The organism is bacterium endosymbiont of Pedicinus badii, assembly GCF_002075085.1.
Taxonomy (GTDB): Bacteria; Pseudomonadota; Gammaproteobacteria; order Enterobacterales; family Enterobacteriaceae; genus PRUG.
In genome coordinates, this window is record NZ_LKAS01000002.1 from 223,109 (window position 1) to 246,332 (window position 23,224).

Below are 23,224 nucleotides of genomic sequence, written 5' to 3' on the forward strand. Positions count from 1 at the left end.
ATGTATAAATTTTTTTTGTTTTTTTTCTTTTTTAATGCATTTATTTTAATTATTTTGATTATGATGCAAGAAAATAAAAATTCTAGTATAAAATCTTCTTTTTTACAAAGTTCACAGAAGAGTTTATTTTCTTCGAGTAGTTTGGATACTTTTTTAGTAAAGTTGATATCTGTACTAGCATTTCTGTTTTTTTTTAGTAGCCTTATTTTAAGTAATCTAAACAGTAAAAAAATAAATAAAGAGAAAAATTGGAAAAATTTAGAAAAAAGTATCACTAATAAAAAATAGTATTTTGTAAAATTGCCGGGGTGGTGGAAAATGGTAGACACGCTACTTTGAGGTGGTAGTGCCTTTTTGGCTTACGGGTTCAAATCCCGTTCTCGGTAAAATGCCGCGGAGTGGAGCAGTTTGGTAGCTCGTCGGGCTCATAACCCGAAGGTCGTTGGTTCAAATCCAACCTCCGCAACCATGGATCTTGTTATTTTATTTCAAAAAAATTCTTTTCTTAATATAGTAAATCTTGTATTTTCAAAATATCGACACAAAAATTTTTATACTTCTTAAAATGTTTAGAATTTTTGTTTTTAAATTTATTTTTTCTAAAGGAAAGGCAAAATGAACAAAGAAGTTTTATCGGTTATAGAATCTGTTTCTAATGAAAAATCTATCGATAAAGAAAAAATTTTTGAAGCATTAGAAATTGCTCTTTCTGTAGCTACTAGAAAGAAATTTAATACAGAATCAGATATTAAAGTAAGTATTGATAGAAAATCTGGAAGTTTTATTACTTATAAAAAATTGCTTGTAGTAGATAAGGTAAAATCAAAGAATAAAGAAATTTCTATAGAAGAAGTAAAAAATCAATTTTTAAAAAAAAAAATTGGGGAGTACGTAGAAAAAAAAATACAATCTGCTAAATTCGACAGAATAGTAACACAAATAGCAAAACAAGTAATCGTACAAAAAGTTAGAGAAGCAGAAAGAGAAACCATAATTAATAAATTTAAAAAATATGCAGGAGAAATCGTAGCTGGAATAATAAAAAAAATTACTAGAGAATACATATATGTGGAATTAGGAAATAATGCAGAAGCTTTGATAGGAAGGGAAGATACAATACCTAAAGAAAATTTTCGTATAGGAGATAGAATAAGAGGAATTTTGTACATACTAAAAAAAGAAAATAATTCTGAACAATTGTTTATTAGTAGATCAAAAATAGAAATGCTAATAGAATTATTTCGTATAGAAGTTCCGGAAATAGGAGAAGAAATTATAGAAATTAAGTCTGCTGCTAGAGATCCTGGTTCAAGAGCTAAAATTGCAGTAAAAACCAACGATAAAAGAATAGATCCTATTGGAGCATGTATAGGAATGAGAGGAGCTAGAGTGCAAGCAGTATCAGGAGAACTTTCTGGAGAGAAAATAGATATAGTCTTATGGGATAGTAATCCTGCACAATTTGTGATAAATGCTATATCTCCTATTGAAATTCATTCAATAATTATAGATGAAGATAGAAAAACTATAGATATATCAGTAGAAGAAAATAGTTTAGCTCAAGCAATAGGAAAAAATGGACAAAATATAAAACTTACTTCTCAACTAGTAGGTTGGGATATTAGCGTCATGACTATAGAAGGTTTAAAAAGAAAAAAATATGAAGAGGAAAAAAAAATTTCGGATAAATTTGTAAAATACCTTAATATAGAAAAAAATATTGCTAAAATTTTAATAAGTTCTGGTTTTTCTTCTTTAGAAGAAATAGCTTATGTTCCAAAAGAAGAATTGTTTATAATTAAAAATATAGAACAAAAAATTTTACAAAAAATTAGAGAGTCTGCTAAGAAAACTTTGTATGAATGGTATATTAGAAAAGAAAAAGAAAAAAAAGCAAATAAAAAAATTTTTAAAAATTTTTCTAAAATTCCAGAAATTAAAAAAGAAATTATAAAGCAACTAATAAAGAAAAAAATTTATAATATCGAAAAACTAGCAGAACAAAGTATAGATGAATTAGTAGATATTGAAGGATTAAGTAAGAGAAGAGCAGGTGATATAATTATGGAAGCTAGAAATATTTGTTGGTTTAATCAATCGAAAATAAGTAAAAAAAATTAAAATTTCTATAATATTTTTCAATAAGAATATGAAAAAAGAAAAAGAAAAAAATCAATATAAAGGAAAAATTGCTAACTTTCAAGAAGATCAAAATTCTAATATTCTTCCAAATAAACTAGTTTTGAAAAGAACTAAAAAAAGCACTATCAATGTTCCTTATAATTCTGGAAAAACTAGATTCATTAAATTAGAAATTAAACAGAAAAGAACATATATAAAAAATTTGCAAATAAATAAAGTAAATCTTACAAAAAAAGAAATAAATCAAAAAAAAGATAAAGAAATTCTTAAAAAAATTAATGCTACTAAAAAAAAAGAAAAAAATAAAAATGAAAAATGTCAAATTCATGTAAATACTGCATATAATCCAAAAAAAGACAGTATAAATAAAAATAGAAAAATTTTTTCTGCAAAACAGAAAAAATCTTTTTTTACCGATAAAAAGAATTCTCATACTCAAACGGATAAGAATAGGAAAAATAGTCAAAGGTTTTTAAATATAAAAGAAAAAAATAAAAAATACAAAAAAAATAATACAAATCTTTTTGTACAAAAAAAAAATAAAAAAGACTCAATATACAAAAAAAATTTAAAAAGAAAAATAGATTTAGTAGATAAAAAAAATCAAATTCAAAGATTTACAAAAACAAATAAGAAAACGATAGCTATTGGAGATAGTATTTCCGTTTTTGAACTTTCCAACAAATTATCTACAAAAAGTGCTAATGTTATCAATTTTTTATCAGAATTAGGAATACAATCAGATACAAAAAAAAATTTAGATCAAGAAATGGCTCAATTAATTGTGGAAGAATTTGGACATAAAGCAATTCTATTAGAAAAAAGTACACTAAAAAACATTATTTTACAGCAAGAAAAGACAGAAAAGAAAAGCTTTAAAAAAAGATCTCCAATTATTTCTATTATGGGTCATGTAGATCACGGAAAAACTTCTTTACTAGACTCAATTAGAAAAAGCAAAGTTTGTTTCCAAGAAGAAGGAGGAATTACACAAAGTTTAGGAGCTTATCATATAGAAACAGAAAAAGGAGGACTAACATTTTTAGATACTCCAGGACATTCTGCTTTTGAAAAAATGAGAATGAGGAGTACAAAAATAACAGATATAATTGTACTAGTAATTGCTGCTGATGATGGAGTTATGCCGCAAACAATAGAATCCATAAATTACGCAAAAAATATGCATATTCCTATTATTGTTGCTATAAATAAAATAGATAAAACTACTTCTAATTTTGAAAAAATAAAATCTTCTCTTGCAAAATATGAATTTGTATCAGAAGATTGGGGAGGAGAAACACAATTTGTATACATTTCTGTAAAAAATAATATAGGAATTGAAAAATTGTTAGAATCTATTTTTTTACAGTCTATGCTAATGAATATGAAAACTAACTTTGAAGGATACGCAAAAGGAGTTGTAATAGAATCTTTTTTAGATCAAGGTAGAGGTCCTGTTGCAAATATTATACTAACAAAAGGAAAATTAAAAATAGGTGATGCAGTATTATGCGGAGAAGAATACGGTAGAATAAGATCTATTAAGAATGAATCTGGAAAAATAGTTAATGAAGCATTTCCTTCAATACCAGTAGAAATTTTTGGACTATCAGGAATTCCTAATCTTGGAGATAAATTATATTCGTTAAAATATGAAAAACAAGCAAAAGAATTCTCTATAGAACAGAAAAATAAAAATAAAGAAAAAAAATTTTCTCTTTATCAAAAAAATAGAATAGAAAGTATATTTAATTTTAAAAAAGATAGAAAAGTAATTAATTTAATCATTAAATGCAATAAAAAGGGATCTTTAGAAGCAGTTCTAGATGCAGTCAGAAAAATTAATTCTAGTACGAAAATTAAGATAGTCAGCTTTGGAGTAGGATCTATAAATGAGAATGATATATTAAGTGCTTCTACTTTTAATGCTTTACTCATAGGATTCAATTCTAAAATTAGTACCTCAATAAAAAATACGATAAAAAAAGAAAAAATTAAACTTTATAATTTTTCATTAATATACAAATTAATTGAAAAATTAGAAAAAATAGTATGTTTAGATTCAAAATCAAGCTTCAAAAAAGAAATTTTAGGAGAGGCAGAAGTGAAAAATGTGTTTTTTACAGAAAAATTTGGAACAATTGCAGGATGTACAGTATTAAAAGGCAGAATACTTAAAGGAAGTTTAGTAAATATAGTAAGAAATAAAAAAACTATTTATGAAGGTAAACTAGAATCTATTAGAAGATTTAAAGAAGATGTTACAGAAGTTTCTGAAGGAAAAGAATGTGGAATTTGTATAAAAAATTATAGTAAATTTCTTAAAGGAGATATTGTACAATCTATTGTTAAGAAATAGCAACTTTATTTACATAAAATGTATAGAAATCGTAAAATAGGAAAAATACTAAAAAAAGAAATATCAATTATTTTTTCGCAACATTTGCAAGATTATAGAATTAAAATGACTACTGTAACTGATGTAGTAGTTTCTAAAGATCTTTTAGAAGCAAAAGTGTTTGTCAGTTTTTTGTACCAAAATTCTAAAAAAGAAGTGCAAAAAAATATAAAAATTCTAAAAAATGCGAAAAATTTTGTAAAAAAAAAACTAGTTCAAAAATTGAATATAAAATTTTTACCAAAATTATCGTTTTTTTATGATAATTCTTTACTAAAAGGAATAAAAATTTTTAATAAAATTAAATAAAAAATTGAAAAAATTTCAGAAAATTAATTCAGTACTATTTTTAGATAAGCCATTTGGATTTTCTTCAAACGCTATTTTACAAAAAGTTAAAAAAATACTTAAAGTTAAAAAAGCAGGATACATAGGGACTTTAGATCCAATAGCTACAGGAATGTTACCAATTTGTTTTGGAGAAGCAACGAAATTTTCTAATTTTTTTTTAGTATGTAAAAAAACATACATAGTATCTGCAATTTTAGGAGTAGAAACAGATACTGGTGATTGTACAGGTAGAGTTATATTCAATAAAGAAAAAAAAATAAAAAAAGAACAGATAAAAAAAATAGTAAAATTTTTTTTAGGAAAATTAGATCAAATTCCTCCTATATATTCAGCAATAAAATATAAAGGCATTCCTTTATATAAATATGCTAGGAAAAATATTCCTGTTAAAATAAGAAAAAAAAAAATAAAAATATATAGTATTAAGATACTGAAAATTAAAGGAAAAATTGTTTTTTTAAAAATTTGTTGTTCAAAAGGAACATATATAAGATCAATTATCAGAGATATAGGTAAAAAACTTGGTTGTGGAGCACATGTTAGTTCTTTAAGAAGAATTTCGATATCTTGTTACAACAAAAGTCATATGATAAAATTTTCTCGTATTAAAGAATACTTAAAAAATGAAGGAAAGTACTTTTCAAATAAAAATTTTTCGTTTTTATTTTCAATAGAAGTTCTAGTGAAACACTTGCCTAAGTTATACCTGTCAAGAGAAGAATTTAATGCTATAAGAATTGGAAAATTAATTACTGTAAAAAATAAAAAAATTTCTTTTTTTACTTGTTATAGTTTATTTCTTAAAAAAGAAAAAGTATTTTTTGGTGTAGGAAAATTAGATGGCAATCAAGTTTTAAAAATAAAAAGAATATTGTCTTCTCAATTATTAGATAAAATAATGGAATAATACTTTGGAAAAAAAATGCATAAAAAAAATATTATTTTAAAATTTGGAAAAAATTCTAGAGATACTGGATCTCCTATAGTACAAATTTCTTTTTTTACTGAAAATATTAATAGACTACAAAAGCATTTTTCTAAGCATAAAAAAGATTATCACAGTAGAATGGGTCTTTTAAAAATAGTATCGAAAAGAAGAAAAATGCTTAATTATTTGAAAAGAAAAAATTTTTCTCAGTATGCAGAAATTACAGAAAAATTAAAAATTAGAAAATGAATTATAATTTTATAGAAAAAATTGTTTTAAAATTTATAATATTCGAATTAAAAGAGGACTATTTTGCTAAATTCTACCACTTATAAATTTCAATACGGAAAAAATAACATACAATTAGAGATTGGAGATATAGGAAAACAAGCTACTTCTTCTGTACTAATCAATATGGAAGATACTATGGTTTTAATTACAGTAGTAGGTATCCAAGAAGAAAAAGAAAAACAAGATTTTTTTCCACTTACCGTAAATTATCAAGAAAGAACCTATGCTGCTGGTAGATTTCCAGGAGGGTTTTTTAGAAGAGAAGGAAGAAATAGTGAAAATGAAATTTTAATTTCTAGACTAATAGATAGATCTATAAGGCCACTATTTCCTAGTGATTTTATGCAAGATGTGCAAATTATAGCAACTGTTGTTTCTGTTAATCCGGAAATCAATCCTGACATTGTTTCAATTATTGGTACTTCAATAGCATTAAGTATATCAGGCATACCTTTTTTAGGTCCTATAGGTGTAGCTAGAGTAGGATATAGAAAAGGAAAGTTGATCTTTAATCCTACTTGTTCAGAATTGTCTAGCAGCAAACTAGATATGATAATTTCTTGTACAAAAAAATCTATTCTAATGATTGAGTCTGAAGCAAAAAATTTACAAGAAAAAGAAATTTTAAAAGCCATATATTATGGATATAAAAAGCAACAAAATTTGATTGATAAAATAGAAAAAATTGTTTTAGAAATAGGAAATCCAAAATGGAATATTAAAAAAAAAGAAATCGATAAAAATGTAGAAAAAGAAATTATACATCATACGAAAAAAAAATTAAAAAATGCATACAAAATAAAAGAAAAAAAAATAAGAGTTCAAAAGATTAGTCAGATAAAAGAAGAATCTATAAAAAATATAACGGAAAAATACGAAACAACTAAAATAGAAGATATTAAAAGTATAATTTTTGAATTAGAAAAATCTATTGTAAGAAAAAATATACTTGTTGGAAATCCTAGAATTGATGGTAGAAAAAATGATATGGTAAGAAAAATAAAAAGTAGAATACATATTCTTCCTAGAGTACATGGATCTGCTTTATTTACTAGAGGAGAAACTCAATCTTTAGTTTCTGTTACTTTAGGAACAGAAAGAGATGCACAGAATATAGATGAATTGACTAAAGAAAGAGTAGAAAAATTTCTTCTTCATTATAATTTTCCTCCCTATTCTGTAGGAGAAATAGGAATTCTTGGTTCTCCAAAAAGAAGAGAAATAGGACACGGAAATTTAGCAAAAAAAGGAATTTTAGCAGTTATGCCGAAAGAAAAAGATTTTCCTTACACAATTAGAATAGTATCTGAAATTACAGAATCTAATGGTTCTTCTTCAATGGCTTCTATATGCGGTGCTTCTTTGGCTCTAATGGATGCAGGTGTACCAATTAAATCTTTAGTTGCTGGAATTTCTATAGGATTAATTAAAGAAAAAGAGAATTTTATTATACTTACTGATATTTTAGGAGAAGAAGATCATTTCGGAGATATGGATTTTAAAATTTCTGGAACAAAAGAAGGAATAACAGCACTGCAATTGGATACAAAAATATCTGAAATAAATAAAAATATAATAAAAAATTCTTTACAAGCAGCATTAAAAGCTAGAATGCAAGTTATTAAAGAAATGGAGAAAGTTATTAAATTTCCTAAAAGTAGCATTTCTACATTTGCTCCTAGAATTAAAGTAATTAAAATTCATCCAAACAAAATAAAAGATTTAATAGGAAAAGGAGGATCAGTTATTAGGTCTCTTACGGAAGAAACAGAATCTATTATTGAAATTGAAGATGATGGAACAGTTAAAATAGCAGCAAAAAGTGAAAAAAAAACAAAATATGTTGTTCGAAGAATAGAGGAAATTGTAAAAAAAATAGAATTAGGAAAAATTTATCATGGGAAAATATCAAATATATTAGATTTTGGAGCATTTATTCATCTTCCTAATGGAAAGGAAGGTTTAGTACATATTTCACATATTTCCGAAAAAAGAATTAAAAAAGTCAAAGATTTTTTAAAAGTTGGACAAAAAGTTTTAGTAAAAGTTATAGGAATTGATAAAAAAGGAAAAATTAGATTGAGTATGAAAGAAGTAAAAAAAATTTATAAAACTACTTAAATTTTTTTTTATAGCATTATTTTTTTTTTTTCCTCTTGATAGAAAATATCCAGCCCCCATTTTGCTTATTATAAGATTATAAATTAAGAATTTGATAATTTGTAATACAATTGAATTTTAGGAGATTTTATGGGAAAAATTATTGGAATTGATTTAGGAACAACAAATTCTTGTATTGCTATAGTAGAAGGGGGAAAACCGAAAGTTTTAGAAAATAGTGAAGGAGATAGAACCACACCTTCCATGGTTGCTTATACAAAAGAAAAAGAAATTCTAGTTGGACAACCTGCCAAAAGACAATCTGTTACAAATCCTAAAAATACTCTATTTGCTATTAAAAGATTAATAGGAAGAAAATTTTTAGATCAAGAAGTACAAAAAGATGTCAATATTATGCCTTATAAAATAATAGCTTCTAAAAATGGAGATGCTTGGGTAAAAATAGACAATAAAAAAATAGCTCCTCCTCAAATATCTGCAGAAATTTTAAAAAAAATGAAAAAAACAGCAGAAGATTATCTAGGATATTCTGTTAAAGAAGCTGTTATTACAGTTCCTGCATACTTCAATGATGCACAAAGACAAGCTACAAAAGATGCAGGAAAAATAGCTGGACTTGATGTTAAAAGAATTATTAATGAACCTACTGCAGCAGCTTTAGCTTATGGATTAGATAAAAATAAAGGAAGTAGAACAGTAGCAGTATACGATTTGGGAGGAGGTACTTTTGATATTTCTATTATAGAAATAGACGAAGTAGATGGAGAAAAAACTTTTGAAGTACTTTCAACTAACGGAGATACACATTTAGGAGGAGAAGATTTTGACAGTAGACTTATAAATTATTTAGTTGAAGAGTTTAAAAAAGAACAAATGATTGATTTGAGAAATGATCCTTTAGCTATGCAAAGATTAAAAGAATGTGCAGAAAAATCAAAAATAGAGCTTTCTTCTTCTCATCAAACAGATGTAAATTTACCGTATATTACTGCAGATTCTAGTGGTCCAAAACATATGAATATAAAAGTGACTAGAGCAAAATTAGAATCTTTAGTAGAAGATTTAGTCAACAGAACTCTTAATCCTGTTAAAATTGCTTTACAAGATTCAAAACTAAAAATTTCTGATATTAAAGATGTAATATTAGTAGGAGGGCAGACTAGAATGCCATTGGTACAAAAAAAAGTATCCGAATTTTTTGGTAAAGAAGCAAGAAAAGATGTTAATCCAGATGAAGCAGTAGCAATAGGAGCTGCAGTACAAGGAGGAGTATTATCTGGAGATGTAAAAGATGTTCTTCTTTTAGATGTAACTCCTTTATCATTAGGAATAGAAACTATGGGTGGAATTATGACTCCTTTAATTCCTAAAAATACCACTATACCTACAAAGCATAGTCAAATTTTTTCTACTGCAGAAGACAACCAATCTGCTGTTACCATACATGTTCTACAAGGAGAAAGAAAAAGATCTTCTGATAATAAATCTTTAGGACAATTTAATTTAGATGGAATTGCTCCTGCAATGAGAGGTATACCGCAAATAGAAGTAACTTTTGATATTGATGCAGATGGAATTTTACACGTTTCTGCAAAAGATAAAAATAGTGGAAGAGAACAAAAAATTACAATTCAAGCGTCATCTGGTTTAAATGAACAAGAAATAAATAAAATGATTAGAGAAGCAGAAATGCATGCTCAAGCAGATAAAATTTTTGAAGAATTAGTAAAAATAAAAAATCAAGCAGATCATATTATACATAGCACAAGAAAAAAATTACAAGATTTGGGTAATAAAGTAGAACAAAATTTAAGAATTGAAATTGAGAATTGTATAAAAAATTTAGAAAATTCTGTTAAATCTGAAAATAAAAATGAAATAGAACAAAATATACAAAAATTAGTACAAGTTTCTAGTAAATTAATGGAAATTGATCAAGGAAAAGAAAATAGAGCGAATGCAGATAATAAAAAAAAAGATAATAAAGAAAATGTAGTAGATGCAGAATTTGAAGAAGTAAAAGAAAAAAATAAAAAAGATTTTTAAAATTTATCTGTGTTATAAAGGATAACAAATGACAAAACCAGATTATTATAGCATTTTAGGAATTTCAAAAAATGCTGAAGAAAGAGAAATAAAAAGAGCTTATAAAAGGCTAGCAATAAAATTTCATCCTGATAGAAATCCTGGAAATATACATGCAGAATCTAAATTTAAAGAAATAAAAGAAGCTTATGAAATTTTAATAAATCCTCAAAAAAGAGCTGCATATGACCAATACGGTCATGCAGCTTTTGATCAGTCTCAACAAGATTTTTCTAGCTCTTCTGCAGAAGACTTTAGCGAAATATTTGGAGATGTTTTTGGAGATATTTTCGGAAGTAGTAAAAGAAAAAAAAGTAGAGGAAGAGATATAGTTTTCAGTATAGAAATTTCATTAGAAGAAGCGGTAAAAGGAACTAAAAAAAAAATTTCTGTTTCATCTAGAGAAAAATGCGATTCTTGCTATGGAACAGGAGCTTCAAGAGATACAAATTCTATTATGAATTGTTCTACTTGTCATGGTACTGGACAAATTCAAATGAGACAAGGTTTTTTTTCAGTCCAACAAACTTGTCCTTACTGTAGAGGAGAAGGAAAAATTATAAAAAATCCTTGTAGAAAATGCTATGGATACGGAAATATAAAAATTAATAAAGAAATTTCTATTAGAATTCCATCTGGAGTAGATAACGGAGATAAAATTAGAATACCAGGAAAAGGAGAAATTAGTTACGATAATTCTGAAAACGGTGATTTGTATGTAAAAATTCATGTTAAAAAGCATCCAATATTTGCAAGAGAAGGAAATAATTTATACTGTGAAGTTCCAATCAATTTCTCTTTAGCAGCTTTAGGAGGAGAAATAGAAGTTCCTACTTTAAATGGAAGGCTAAAATTAAAAATTCCTTCAGAAACTCAAACAAATAGACTCTTTAGAATTAGAGGAAAAGGAGTTCGATCTGTACATGGAGGAAGAAAAGGAGATTTACTTTGTAGAGTAATTGTAGAAACTCCAGTACGATTAAGTGAAAAACAAAAGTATCTTTTAAAGGAATTAAAAAAGAGTTTTTTATCACCTAGCGGACATAAAAATAGTCCAAAATCAAATAGTTTTTTTGATGGAGTAAAAAGATTTTTTGATGAATTGACTAGATAAAAAGTATCGGATAAAAATATAAATGAAAAAATTTTTTAAAAAATTTTTATACCAAAAAAAAATAAACGAAGGTTTTTTTTTAATTGCTTTTGCAGTACTAGCTATTTTTTTTGCAAATAGCAAATTAAAAAATACATACAGATTTATCAATGAATTTTCTTTTTTTATAAAAAATAACAGTACTTTTTTATTAAAAGATTTTGTAAATGATTTTTTAATGTCGCTATTTTTCTTTCTTATAGGGATAGAAATTAAATACGAAATAAAAAATGGAAGTTTGAGAAAATTTAAACAAACTTTATTACCAATTTTTTGTGCTTTAGGTGGTGTTCTATTTCCTTTTATGATGTACTATTTTTGTAATTTTTATAGTTCCTTTTTTTTAAAAGGATGCGCAATACCAACAGCTACAGATATTGCTTTTGTTATAAGTATCCTATCTTTTTTAAAAAATGTACCCAATAGTTTAAGAATCTTTCTTCTTTCTATAGCTATTATAGATGATATAATAGCAATTTTTATTATTGCTATTTTTTACGGAAAAGAATTTCAGTACATTTATTTCTTTCTATCAATTTTTTCAATATTTATGCTACTAGTATATAAAAAAAATCTTTTTTTGTACTTAATTTTTTCTATTGTACTTTGGATATTTATATTTTTTTCTGGTATTCATGCTACTATTGCAGGAGTACTATCTGGAATACTTTTCTCAATTCCTGAAAAAAGAAAAATTATGAATTCCAGTTTTTTAAAGACCAAAAGAAAAATTGAAAAATTTTCTAAATTTTTTATTTTGCCGATATTCGCTTTTTGTAATTCAGGAATTGATTTGCAAAATTTTAAAATTACTACAATACATTCCACTGTATTCTTAGGAATTTTTTTAGGTTTATCTTTTGGAAAACCTATAGGAATAACTTTTTTTGCTTGGATATTTAAAAAAGCAAAAGTTGTTTCTTTTCCTAAAAATATTACAATAAAAGAAATTTTTTCTATTTCTGTATTATGTGGAATAGGATTTACAATGTCTATATTTCTTACGAATCTATCTTTTTATGAAAAAGAAGAAATAGTGCATATATCTAAATTTGGAATTTTCTTCAGTGGCATTTTTTCTTCTATATTCGGATATTGCATATTAAAAAGGATTTTTAACGAAAATAAATAAATTAATTTGAAAATTTCTTATTTATTTTTTTCATAATTCTAGATTTATATCTAGAAGATTTATTTTTATGTATAATTCTTTTTTTTGCTAATTTATCAAGAATTTTTTGTGTTTTTTTAAGAAAATCTTGAGAAAGTTCTTTATTATTTTCTTTTATAGCTAGTAAAGTCTTTTTTATAAAGGTTTTCATCATAGATTTTCTACTAAAATTAAATATTCTTCTTTTTTTTGATTGAATAGATCTTTTTTTTGCAGATTTTTTAGTAGCCAATTTTTTCTCCAAAGTAAAATTGTTTTTTTTAAATTTCAATTCAAGTTTTATGCTATTATAGCGCAAAAAAATTTTTTTTAATATTAATCTATATGGAATTTATTAGAGGAATACATAACGTAAAATTAAGACATAGAAATTGTGTCTTTACTGTAGGAAATTTTGATGGATTTCATTTAGGACATCAGTATTTAATTTCAAAATTGCATTGTATAAGAATCAAACAAAAAATTCCAATAGTAGTTATGATATTTGAACCACAACCTAAAGAATATTTATTAGGAAAATTAGCACCTGCTAGAATATCTTCTTTAAGAGATAAAGTAAACTATCTTTTTTCTTATGGAGTAGATGCAATTCTGTGCATTCCATTTAATAAATATTTTTCTAGTATTAGTGCAAAAGAATTTATATCAGAAATTTTAGTAAAAAAGTTAGGTATCAATTCTATAGGAGTAGGGAAAGATTTTCAATTTGGAAAAAACAGAGAAGGAAATATATCAATTTTAAAAAAAAAGTCTAAAGAAATAGGATTTAATGTGATTGATATATCAGAGTATTTTTTCAATAAGAAAAAAGTTAGTAGTACAATAATTAGAAATTATCTTTATCAAGACAGAATTTCTTTAGCTGAAAAGTTATTAGGTCATAAATACTGCATATCAGGAAGAATAGTGCATGGTAGATACTTAGGAAAAATATTAGGATTTCCTACTGCTAATATATATTTAAAAAATTATAATTTTCCTATACATGGAGTATATGCTGTACAAGCGTATGGAATAGAAAAAAATCCTATTTTTGGAATAGCAAATATAGGACTAAATCCTACTGTTTCTAAAACAAAAGGTAAAAAAAAAATGGAAGTTCATTTTCTTAATATAAATAAGAATTTATACGGATATTATGCTAGTATAGTAATAAAAAACAAAATTAGAAATGAAAAAAAATTTTCTTCTTTAAAAGAATTAAAAGAGCAAATTTCTAATGATTTGATACATGTTAAAAAGTATTTCAATATATAAACATAATTTATGAAAAACTATAAAGATACTCTAAATTTGCCTTATACAAAATTTCCAATGAAAGCAAACCTGAAAGAAAAAGAAAAAATAATACTAAAAAAATGGAAAGATATTGATGTATATAAAAAAATTAGAGATTCCAAATTAGGAAAAAAAAAATTTATACTGCATGACGGACCTCCTTACGCAAATGGAAGAATTCATATAGGACATGCAGTTAACAAGATACTAAAAGATTTTATAGTAAAATCTATTGGTTTTTGCGATCAAGATGCTCCATTTATTCCAGGATGGGATTGTCATGGACTTCCAATTGAATTGCAAGTTGAAAAATTTTTTAGTAAAAAAAAGAAGAATCTTGATAAAAAGGAATTTAGAAAATTTTGTAGAGAATTTGCTGAAAAACAAATTATAATTCAAAAAAAGGATTTTATAAGATTAGGAGTTATAGCAGATTGGAAAAATTTTTACTATACTTCTGATTTTAGAACTGAAGCAAATATCATTCGTACTTTAGTGCCGATCATAAAAAAGAAAAAATTGTATAAGGCAGTAAAACCTATATATTGGTGTTTTAAATGTCAGTCCTCTATATCAGAATCAGAATTAGAATATAAAGAAAAATATTCTAATTCTATGTATGTAAGTTTTTCTGTCGAAAAAAATAAAAAAGAAAAAAGTTTTTTTTCAGAATTTTCTAAAATATTTTTTGTAATTTGGACTACAAATCCTTGGACTATTCCATCTAATCAAGCAATTGCAATAAATCCAAATTTTGAGTACCAAGTTCTACAAATAGAAGATAATTTAGAAAAATACTATGTTTTTGAAAAATCTTTAGCGAAAATTTTTTTTACAAAAAAAATGAAAAAAAGATACAAAGTTTTAAAAAAATTTTTTGGTTTTGAAGCAAAAAAAATTTTTTTTAAACATCCTTTTCTTAATAAAGCAATTCCTTTAGTATTTAGCAATTTTGTAAATAAAAAATTTGGTACAGGAATAGTTCATATAGCTCCAAGTCATGGATTAGAAGATTATTACATAGCTAAAAAATACAATCTTGCAATTCTGAATTCAATTGACAATTTTGGATTTTATGAAAAATCATTATTTAAAAATTTGAATAAGTATTCTATATTTACAGTAGAAAAGAAAATGATTGATCTTCTAAAAAATAATCTTTTTTTTCAAGAAAAAATTATTCATAGTTATCCAAATTGTTGGAGACATAGTCTTCCTGTAGTATTTCGTTCTACTTCACAATGGTTTATAGATATAGAGAAAAAAAAGATTCGTGAAAGTATTATAAAAAATATTGAGAAAGTTAATTGGATTCCTAAAGAAAACATACAAAAAATAAAAAAACTAGTAAAAACTAGACCAGATTGGTGTATATCTAGACAAAGATCTTGGGGAGTTCCAATTACTATTTTTACTAGTAAAAAAGATAATTCTTTTCATCCAAAAACTATTGAAATAATTAAAAAAATTGCTAAAAAAATAGAAATATTTGGAGTTCAGTATTGGTGGGATTTAGATAAAAGAAAAATTTTAAAATCTGATTACAAAGAATATGAAAAGAATGAAGATATTTTAGATGTTTGGTTCGAATCAGGATCAACTTATTCTAGTGTTTTAAATAATAGAAAAGAAATAAAGAAAAATTTTTCTGATCTTTGTTTAGAAGGGTCAGATCAACACAGAGGATGGTTTATGTCTTCTATAATACTTTCTACCTTAGAAAATAACAAACCACCTTATAAAAAAGTTATTACACATGGATTTGTAGTAGATCAGAAAGGAAAAAAGATGTCTAAATCTTTAGGGAATGTCGTTGATCCAAAAGAACTAGTAGATCGTTTTGGTGCAGACATAGTTAGATTATGGATCGCATCTATAGATTATACTAAAGAAATAATTTTTTCTGAAAAAACAATAAAAAATACAATAGATATCTATAGAAAAATTAGAAATACTATAAGATTTTTGTTAGCTAATTTGCATAATTTTTCATTTAGTAAAAATATACGAAATATAGAAAACATGCTTTTAATAGATAAGTGGATAATATACCAATGTAATATTTTAAAAAAAGAAGTTATTTTTTGCTATAAAAATTATCATTTTAATCTAATAGTTCAAAAAATTTTTAATTTTTGTTCGTTTTATTTAGGATCTTTGTATTTTGATATAATTAAAGATAGAAAGTATACAAATAGAAAAGAAAGTTTAGCGTACAAAAGCTGTCAAATTGCTTTATATCATATTTTAGAAATTCTAACAAAACTTATCGCTCCAATTATTTCCTTTACTGCAGAAGAAATATGGGAATTTGTTCCAAAGAAAAACAAAAAAATTTCTATTTTTCAAGAATCTTGGGTTCATGAAAATATTAATGTACAAAAAATTGATAAAAAACTTTGGCATTATTTAATTTTCATTAAAAAGATAGTACATAAAGAATTTGAGGTATTAAGAAAAAATAGAGTATTTAAGAATATTTTAGATACTAAAATCACAATTTCTATACCTTCTTTAATTTTTGCAAAAATTAAAGATTTAAAAGAAGAACTAAAATTTTTTTTTCTATGCTCTAATATTGATATTAAAGAAACTATTTCGAAAAGAAAAAATATACAAGAAAAAGATATTATAGTTACTTTTAAAAAAGCAAAAGGAAGAAAGTGCAATCGTTGTTGGCACTATTTTATTTCTTCTGAAACGATTGTAAAAAATATTTCAGAAATTTGCGAAAGATGTATTAAGAATGTTTATGAAGAAGGAGAAATTAGAAAATTTTTTTAGAAAGAATTTAAAAAATAAAAAAATTTTTTTTATTATCATAATTTTTCTGCTAGACATTAGTAGTAAATTTTTGATAAATGTGTTTTTTCAGAATGTTATTTGTTTAAGGATTTTTTCGTTTCTAAATATTGTTTTAGTACATAATGAAGGAATAGCATTTGGTCTACTATCCAATTTACCAAAATGGAAAATTTTTTTCATTTGTGGAATAAATTTCTTTTTTTTATTTATCATACTAGTTAATACTAATATTGAAAAAAAAAATAGTGTTTTTAAAATAGTAAATTTAGAATATGAATTAATTTTTGGAGGAGCAATTGGAAATTTTTTTGAAAGAATTTTTTTTAAGAAAGTAACGGATTTTATTGATTTTCATATTAATGAATACCATTTTCCTACATTCAATTTAGCAGATACTTTTATATTTATAGGAATTTTCATAATACTTTATAAAAATTTTTTGCAAAAAAAACTATGAAAAGAAAAATTTTTTTATTAAATCCTAGAGGATTTTGTGCAGGAGTAAAAAGAGCAATCTATATATTAGAAAATCTAGTAAAAATTTATAAAAATAGAATATATGTTTATCAAGAAATTGTGCATAACAAATACTTAATTGATAAATTTAAAAAATTAGGAGTAATATTTGAAAATAATATAAATAAAATTCCTGAAAATTCTATACTAGTATTTCCAGCACATGGAGTTTCTAAAAAAATAGAAGACATTGCAAAAAAAAAAAATTTTTTAGTTTTTGATGCTACTTGTCCTTTAGTAAAAAAAGTCCATTTTGGTATAAGAAAAGCAAATTTAGAAAAAAGAAAAATTATCATTATAGGAAATGAAAATCATGCAGAAATTCAAGGTTCTATAGGACAATATGATAAAAAAGAAAATATATACATAATTAGTAAATCTAAACAAGTTAAAAATATAGATATTAGTCCTATTGAAAAATTATCTTTTTTTACTCAAACAACTTTATCTTTTGAAAAAACAAAAAAAATTGTAGAAAAATTAAAAAAAAAATTTCCTAACTTATCAGGACAAAAAAAAGATGATATTTGTTATGCTACATATAATAGACAAATGGCTATAAAAAGTATATTTTCTAAATTAGATTTACTGATAGTAGTAGGATCTAAAAACTCTTCTAATGCGAACAAATTGGTAGAATCTTTTAAAATTCTTTCTAAAAAAAAATCTTTTCTAGTAGAAAATTTTTCTGAAATTAAAAAAGAATGGTTTATTAAAAAAGTAAATAATATAGGAATTACTTCTGGAGCTTCTACTCCAGAAAATTTAGTGCAAAAAGTTGTTTCTTATTTAAAAGGATGGAATATAAAAGTTTTTGAAGAACAAAAAACAAATACTAAAGAATTACAAAAATTTAGAATTTCAAAAAAATTTTTTAAAAAAGAATGAAAAATACAAAAATTCAAATTGCTCTTTCTGGATATCCAGGAAGAATGGCAACATTTTTATTAGATAATTTAGTAAAAACCACTACTGTGAAAGTAGTAGGTATTTTTATTAAAGATGATAGTAAAATAGATATTTATGAAAAAAATATTGAAAAAAAAATAAAGAATAGTTTTTTTGTATCATCTAAAAAATTTTTTTATAAAAAATACAAAAAATTTGATGTATTAATCGATTTTACTGAACCAAAATCTAGTATTGATTATATTAGTCTTTGTAGTCAATATAATAAAAAAATTATAGTTGGTACTACAGGATTTAGTAAAAAACAAAAGATCTTTATTGAAGAAATTTCTAGTAATTGTTTAATTTTATTATGTCCAAATTTTAGTATAGGAATTTTTGTAATAAAAAAAATAATGAAGTATTTTAAAATATACAAAAAAGAACTAAAAAGCATAAAGATCATTGAAAAACATAGTAAAAATAAAAAAGATTCTCCATCTGGTACAGCAATTTTTTTAAAAAAAAATATTTGTAAGAAATTTGGTATTTCTGAAAGAAAAATTAGTATTTCATCTTTTAGAGATCATTTGCAATCAAGCAGACATATTATAATAATTTCTACAAAATTTGAAAAAATTTGTATTTATCATAAATCTAAATCAAATTCTGCTTTTTTAAAAGGAATAAAAAGTGCTATAATTTGGATACAAAAAAATAAGAAATTTGGTATTTTTAACTCTTTTGAGTTTTTGGAATGAAGAATTTTTATTTTAGCATTATTGTGGCTGTTTCTAAAAATGGTATCATAGGAAACAATAATCGAATACCTTGGGGATACTGTAAGGAAGATATGATTTGGTTTAAAAAAAATACTATAAACAAAACTGTATTGATGGGAAGAAAAACATTTCAATCTATGAAAAGTAAGATTTTATCCAATAGAAGAAATATAATTCTTTCAAGAACTATTACAAAAATAAAAAACGCTATAACTATTAGTCATCCAGATAAAATTAAAGAATTTGTACAATTTTCTAAAGAGGTAGTAATTATCGGAGGAAGTGAGGTATATAAAATTTTTTTAGAAAAAGTCAAAAAAATTTATCTTACCAGTATGGATTTTAGTTGTTTTGGAGATAAAACTTTTCCTAAATTAAACAAAAATAATTGGACTACTATTTTTAGAAAAAATTCTAAATTTCTTAATAAGAAAGTATTTTTTGAAATTTTATTAAAAAATATTTAAAATTTTTATTTGCAAAAAATACTAAAAATTTTTTTACTTTCCCATTTTAAAATACTTAATTTCCCCCCCCAACAACATCCAGTATCTAAACAGTATATATTTTTAGGAATACTAATTTTTGTACTATATAAAGTAGACCAATGTCCAAATATGATAGAGTATTTCTTAAATATTTTACTCTCAAAAATAAACCATGGTTTTAAAATATTTGGTGTATTTTCCGGAATATCTTTATACTTAGTATCTATAGATCCATCAGAAAAGCAGTATCTCATATAAATAAAAGAGTTTAGATAAAATTGTAATCTTTCTAAAAATTTTTTGCTTTTTTTATAAATTTTTCTTTTTTTCATAATATGATTTAGAAAAAAGTTAGTTTTATTTTTTAAAAAAAATTCTAAAGTATTTGATATTTTTTTTATTTCTTTAATTTTATGAAAATGCGGATGTATTCCAGCATGCGAAATTAGAAAATTATTTTTTTTATCTATTCTAAAAAATGGTTGTTTTTTTAACCATAAAATTATTTTCTTAGTTTCATTCTTATTATGAAATTCACTATTTTTTTCTAAAAATCCTTCATAGTATAAATTAATTAATTTAATTTCATGATTTCCTAAGACTATTTTAATACTTTTTCTGTTTTTATATAAAAATTTTAAGGTTTTAAAAGAAAAATTTCCTTTAAATACCACATCTCCAGTAGACCAAAGTGTATCATTTTTAAAATCAAAACAAATATTCTTTAAAAGTTGCATAAATTCTAAGTAACGACCATGTATATCTCCTATAAGATAGTTTGCCATTTTATTTAATTATTTTTGTTAGTTTATAATATTTATAGATATCTAAATCTTCTGCTCTTAGTGAGGAATCAATATTATTTTTTTTAAAATCTATAGGTTTTAGAATACTTTTTAAACTATTAGATAATTTTTTTCTCCTATTCAAGAAAGCAAGTTTTGTTATAAAAAAAAGTTTTTTTTTATTTTTTGAAGAAATATAATTTTTTTTATATGGAATAAATTTTAAAAACATAGAATTTACTTTAGGAATTGGATAAAATTCCTTGGCTAAAATACTAAAAATAGGAGTAATTTTATAAAAAGTTTGCATTATTACACTTATTCTTCCGTATTTCTTACTTCCAGGATTAGAAATAATTTTTTCTGCTACTTCTTTTTGCAAAGTAAAATGCATATCTTGTATATATTCTATATATTTTATACTTTTAAACAATAAATTTTTTGATATATTATAAGGAAGATTTCCAAATATTCTTAATAAACCAGGATGTTTATTTTCTATTTTAGAAAAGTCAAATTTTCTAGCATCTTGTAAAATTAGTGAAAGATTTTTTAACTTTGGATTTTTTTTTAAAATATGAAAGATAGATTTATCTACTTCTATGGCTGAAATGTTTTTAACAATTTTTATCATAGGTACTGTAATTTCTCCCATTCCAGGACCTATTTCTAGAAAATTTTCTTTTTTATTAGGATTAATAGATTTTATTATTTTTTTTATAATTTTTCTATTTCTTAAAAAATGTTGTCCAAAATTTTTTTTTACTATATGGTTTTTATAAGTTTTTTTCAAATTTTTTAATTTTATAAATTATTTAAAATTTCAACTGTATTATCTATCGTATTTATTAGACTTTCTTCATTTATCTCTTCTATTTTTTTTCCTGCTATTTGTAAAGCTGTTCCATGATCTACAGAAGTTCTAATAATAGGTAAACCTAAAGTTATATTAGTAATTTTTCCAAAATATTTATATTTAATTGCTGGAAGTATTTGATCATGGTACATAGAAATTATTATATCTTCATTAGAACGAACCATATGAAGTATAGAATCTGCAGAAAAAGGTCCAAATACTCTTTTATAAATTGTTCTTTTAATTTTTTTTATTGCCGGAATAATGATATCTTTTTCTTCTTTTCCTAAGTATCCTTCCTCTCCAGAGTGAGGATTCAGTCCACAAACTAATATTTTAGGAAATTTTATATTAAATTTTTCTTTTACTTCTTCAATAAGTATTTTTATAAATTCTATTAGATTAGATTGTTTAACTTTTTTTGAGACATTTTTAATAGCAATATGGTTAGTAAAAAAAGCAACTTTTATATTTTTATTGAACATCATCATTATGCCCATTTTCTTACTTTTTGTAGAAAAAAAAGTAGTGTGATCAATAAATTTATTTTTTTTATCTTTTAATAAAATGCTTTTATTAATTGGATTAGTAATAATGGCTGAAAAGTTTTTTTTTTTGCATTCAGAGTAAGATTTTTCTAAAATTTGCATAATATATAAATTATTTTTTATATCTAAAGTTCCAGGAAAGACTTTATTTCTGTTTTTTATATTAAAAACACAAATTTCTCCTTGTTTTCTAATAGATGGGGTACTTTTTCTATTATAGTTAAAAATTTTGATTGGCAATTTATGTATTTTTGCTCTTTCTTTTAGAATATTTTTATCTCCGAAAAACACTATTTCTGCTTTTAAAATATTTTGAATAGCTTTAACAGTGATATCTGGACCTATTCCTGCAGGATCTCCACAAGTTAGAATTATACGAAAAATTTTTTTATTTTTTAAAAATTTCAACATACGATTGTTTTTCTATTTCTTTAATCCATTCTGACTTTTCTTCAGAATATCTTTTTCTAAAAATCATATCATGAGATTTTTTTTCTAAATCATTATTTCTTCTATTTTCAATAAAATCAATTAATTTTATAATATAACATCCAGAATTTGTACAAAAAATATTGCTAATTTTATTTTTCTTATAAATTTTTTTGATATTTTCTAAATACTCCTTATTAAAAAATCTTATGTATTTCCATCCTATATCTCCTCCTTGCTCTTTAAAAGAAGAGTCATTTAATTTTTTTTTCGCAATTTTAGTAAAAGAATCTTTTTTACGATTTACTTCTCTTAAAATTTTTTTCAATTTTTTAATAGATTGTGTTTTTTCTTTCGAGTTTTTGTATTTTAAAAATATTTCCTGTATGCGTACTTGAGAAATATCTATAGGAATATTGATTTTTTTCTTTTCATTCACTTTGAAAATATGCATTGATTTTGACAAAAATATAGGTCCAATAATTGAATTTTTTTTAGCATTTTTCAATAATTCTCCTAAAAATTTTTTAAAAATATCTTCTATTTTCCATCCGGATTTTTGATCTGTAATCTTCAAAAATCCAGGAAAATTTGAGAAAAATTCGTCAAATTTTTCATTCATTTCGTAAGAATGAATTTTTTCTTCTAACTGTTTTTTCAAATGGTATAATTTTTCTGAATCTTCTTTATCATCAAATGGATAAAAAAAATGACTTATATTAATTCGATAATTTTCGAAAATATTTGAAGACATAATATTATTAAGAACAGATTCAATTTCTTCAGGATAAATGATAATTTTTGGATACGTAAAATAGTATTCCATTTGTTCAAATAATATTTTATTTTTTATTTTTTCAAAATAATCTTCGTATTTTATTCCATTTTCTAGTAAAATTTTTATAAATTTTTCTTTGTGTAAATTATTAGATTCTAAAATTTCTTCTATTTTTTCTTCTACTATTTTTTTTTCCACAAAAAAATCAAAAATTTTAGCATTTTGTAACACTATTTTTTCTAGTATGATTTCTTCTAGTATTTCTTTATCATCTTTCTCAGAAAATTCTTTTTTTTGCGTAATACTACTTTTTAAAATAGCTTCTTGATTGACTATAGCAACAATTTCATCCAAAACTTCAGTATTACAAAAAACAGAGTAGGACAAAAAAAAAATTTGAAGTAAAGAAATCTAAAAATTTTCATTTTTCA

At 23.6% G+C, this 23,224-nt stretch carries 21 protein-coding genes and 2 tRNA genes; 18 read left to right on the forward strand and 5 right to left on the reverse strand.

What is annotated here, in order from left to right:
- From secG to nhaA, 12 genes are all read left to right on the forward strand, one after another.
- Positions 1-288 (forward strand): preprotein translocase subunit SecG, encoded by a 288-nt coding sequence (gene secG, locus AOQ89_RS02590; protein ID WP_080873190.1) that lies wholly within the window; start codon positions 1-3, stop codon positions 286-288.
- Positions 289-302: 14 nt separating this feature from the next.
- A tRNA-Leu gene (locus tag AOQ89_RS02595) sits at positions 303-386 on the forward strand.
- 6 nt (positions 387-392) lie between these two features.
- Positions 393-469 (forward strand) — tRNA-Met (locus tag AOQ89_RS02600).
- A gap of 146 nt (positions 470-615) precedes the next feature.
- Positions 616-2,121 (forward strand): transcription termination factor NusA, encoded by a 1,506-nt coding sequence (nusA, locus tag AOQ89_RS02605; protein ID WP_080873192.1) that lies wholly within the window; start codon positions 616-618, stop codon positions 2,119-2,121.
- Between the two features lie 28 nt (positions 2,122-2,149).
- A complete protein-coding gene (infB, locus tag AOQ89_RS02610; protein ID WP_080873194.1) occupies positions 2,150-4,501 on the forward strand; it encodes a translation initiation factor IF-2 in 2,352 nt (783 codons plus the stop codon).
- A gap of 18 nt (positions 4,502-4,519) precedes the next feature.
- On the forward strand, positions 4,520-4,849 hold the full coding sequence (gene rbfA, locus AOQ89_RS02615) for a 30S ribosome-binding factor RbfA (RefSeq protein ID WP_080873196.1): 330 nt from the start codon (positions 4,520-4,522) through the stop codon (positions 4,847-4,849).
- A 4-nt stretch (positions 4,850-4,853) separates the two neighbouring features.
- Positions 4,854-5,798 (forward strand): tRNA pseudouridine(55) synthase TruB, encoded by a 945-nt coding sequence (gene truB, locus AOQ89_RS02620; RefSeq protein WP_195909769.1) that lies wholly within the window; start codon positions 4,854-4,856, stop codon positions 5,796-5,798.
- 15 nt (positions 5,799-5,813) lie between these two features.
- A complete protein-coding gene (gene rpsO / locus AOQ89_RS02625; protein WP_080873200.1) occupies positions 5,814-6,068 on the forward strand; it encodes a 30S ribosomal protein S15 in 255 nt (84 codons plus the stop codon).
- A gap of 63 nt (positions 6,069-6,131) precedes the next feature.
- Positions 6,132-8,231, forward strand: coding sequence for a polyribonucleotide nucleotidyltransferase (pnp, locus tag AOQ89_RS02630; RefSeq protein WP_080873201.1), 2,100 nt, complete (start codon positions 6,132-6,134; stop codon positions 8,229-8,231).
- Positions 8,232-8,360: 129 nt separating this feature from the next.
- The gene (gene dnaK, locus AOQ89_RS02635) at positions 8,361-10,277 is read left to right on the forward strand and encodes a molecular chaperone DnaK (protein ID WP_080873203.1); all 1,917 of its coding nucleotides are present in this window, start codon (positions 8,361-8,363) and stop codon (positions 10,275-10,277) included.
- Positions 10,278-10,305: 28 nt separating this feature from the next.
- Entirely contained in the window at positions 10,306-11,430 is a 1,125-nt protein-coding gene (dnaJ, locus tag AOQ89_RS02640; protein ID WP_080873207.1) for a molecular chaperone DnaJ, read from the forward strand.
- Between the two features lie 22 nt (positions 11,431-11,452).
- Positions 11,453-12,601 carry a Na+/H+ antiporter NhaA gene (gene nhaA / locus AOQ89_RS02645; protein WP_080873210.1) on the forward strand — a complete coding sequence of 383 codons (1,149 nt, stop codon included), beginning with the start codon at positions 11,453-11,455 and terminating at the stop codon, positions 12,599-12,601.
- 1 nt (position 12,602) lies between these two features.
- Here nhaA and rpsT read toward each other — a convergent pair whose 3' ends face one another.
- A complete protein-coding gene (rpsT, locus tag AOQ89_RS02650; protein WP_080873366.1) occupies positions 12,603-12,872 on the reverse strand; it encodes a 30S ribosomal protein S20 in 270 nt (89 codons plus the stop codon).
- A 92-nt stretch (positions 12,873-12,964) separates the two neighbouring features.
- Here rpsT and ribF point away from each other — a divergent pair, with 92 nt between their 5' ends.
- From ribF to AOQ89_RS02680, 6 genes are read left to right on the forward strand one after another with little or no spacing between them, the layout of a single operon-like run.
- Positions 12,965-13,897, forward strand: coding sequence for a bifunctional riboflavin kinase/FAD synthetase (ribF, locus tag AOQ89_RS02655; protein ID WP_080873212.1), 933 nt, complete (start codon positions 12,965-12,967; stop codon positions 13,895-13,897).
- Positions 13,898-13,906: 9 nt separating this feature from the next.
- The gene (gene ileS, locus AOQ89_RS02660) at positions 13,907-16,702 is read left to right on the forward strand and encodes an isoleucine--tRNA ligase (protein ID WP_080873214.1); all 2,796 of its coding nucleotides are present in this window, start codon (positions 13,907-13,909) and stop codon (positions 16,700-16,702) included.
- On the forward strand, positions 16,671-17,180 hold the full coding sequence (lspA, locus tag AOQ89_RS02665; RefSeq protein ID WP_195909770.1) for a signal peptidase II: 510 nt from the start codon (positions 16,671-16,673) through the stop codon (positions 17,178-17,180). Before ileS ends, lspA begins: the two co-directional genes overlap by 32 nt.
- Entirely contained in the window at positions 17,177-18,127 is a 951-nt protein-coding gene (gene ispH / locus AOQ89_RS02670) for a 4-hydroxy-3-methylbut-2-enyl diphosphate reductase (protein WP_080873218.1), read from the forward strand. The genes lspA and ispH overlap by 4 nt, the downstream gene beginning before the upstream one ends.
- Entirely contained in the window at positions 18,124-18,888 is a 765-nt protein-coding gene (dapB, locus tag AOQ89_RS02675) for a 4-hydroxy-tetrahydrodipicolinate reductase (protein ID WP_080873219.1), read from the forward strand. Before ispH ends, dapB begins: the two co-directional genes overlap by 4 nt.
- Positions 18,885-19,376 (forward strand): dihydrofolate reductase, encoded by a 492-nt coding sequence (locus AOQ89_RS02680; RefSeq protein WP_080873221.1) that lies wholly within the window; start codon positions 18,885-18,887, stop codon positions 19,374-19,376. The genes dapB and AOQ89_RS02680 overlap by 4 nt, the downstream gene beginning before the upstream one ends.
- Before the next feature lie 5 nt (positions 19,377-19,381).
- Here the strand turns inward: AOQ89_RS02680 and AOQ89_RS02685 are convergent, their stop codons facing one another.
- From AOQ89_RS02685 to AOQ89_RS02700, 4 genes are read right to left on the reverse strand one after another with little or no spacing between them, the layout of a single operon-like run.
- Positions 19,382-20,182: a symmetrical bis(5'-nucleosyl)-tetraphosphatase gene (locus AOQ89_RS02685; protein ID WP_080873223.1), complete on the reverse strand. Its 801-nt coding sequence runs from the start codon at positions 20,180-20,182 to the stop codon at positions 19,382-19,384.
- Between the two features lies 1 nt (position 20,183).
- Positions 20,184-20,975, reverse strand: coding sequence for a 16S rRNA (adenine(1518)-N(6)/adenine(1519)-N(6))-dimethyltransferase RsmA (gene rsmA, locus AOQ89_RS02690; RefSeq protein ID WP_195909771.1), 792 nt, complete (start codon positions 20,973-20,975; stop codon positions 20,184-20,186).
- An 11-nt stretch (positions 20,976-20,986) separates the two neighbouring features.
- Positions 20,987-21,997 carry a 4-hydroxythreonine-4-phosphate dehydrogenase PdxA gene (gene pdxA, locus AOQ89_RS02695; protein WP_080873226.1) on the reverse strand — a complete coding sequence of 337 codons (1,011 nt, stop codon included), beginning with the start codon at positions 21,995-21,997 and terminating at the stop codon, positions 20,987-20,989.
- Positions 21,975-23,180, reverse strand: coding sequence for a peptidylprolyl isomerase (locus AOQ89_RS02700; RefSeq protein ID WP_080873230.1), 1,206 nt, complete (start codon positions 23,178-23,180; stop codon positions 21,975-21,977). Before AOQ89_RS02700 ends, pdxA begins: the two co-directional genes overlap by 23 nt.
- Positions 23,181-23,224 lie beyond the last annotated feature (44 nt).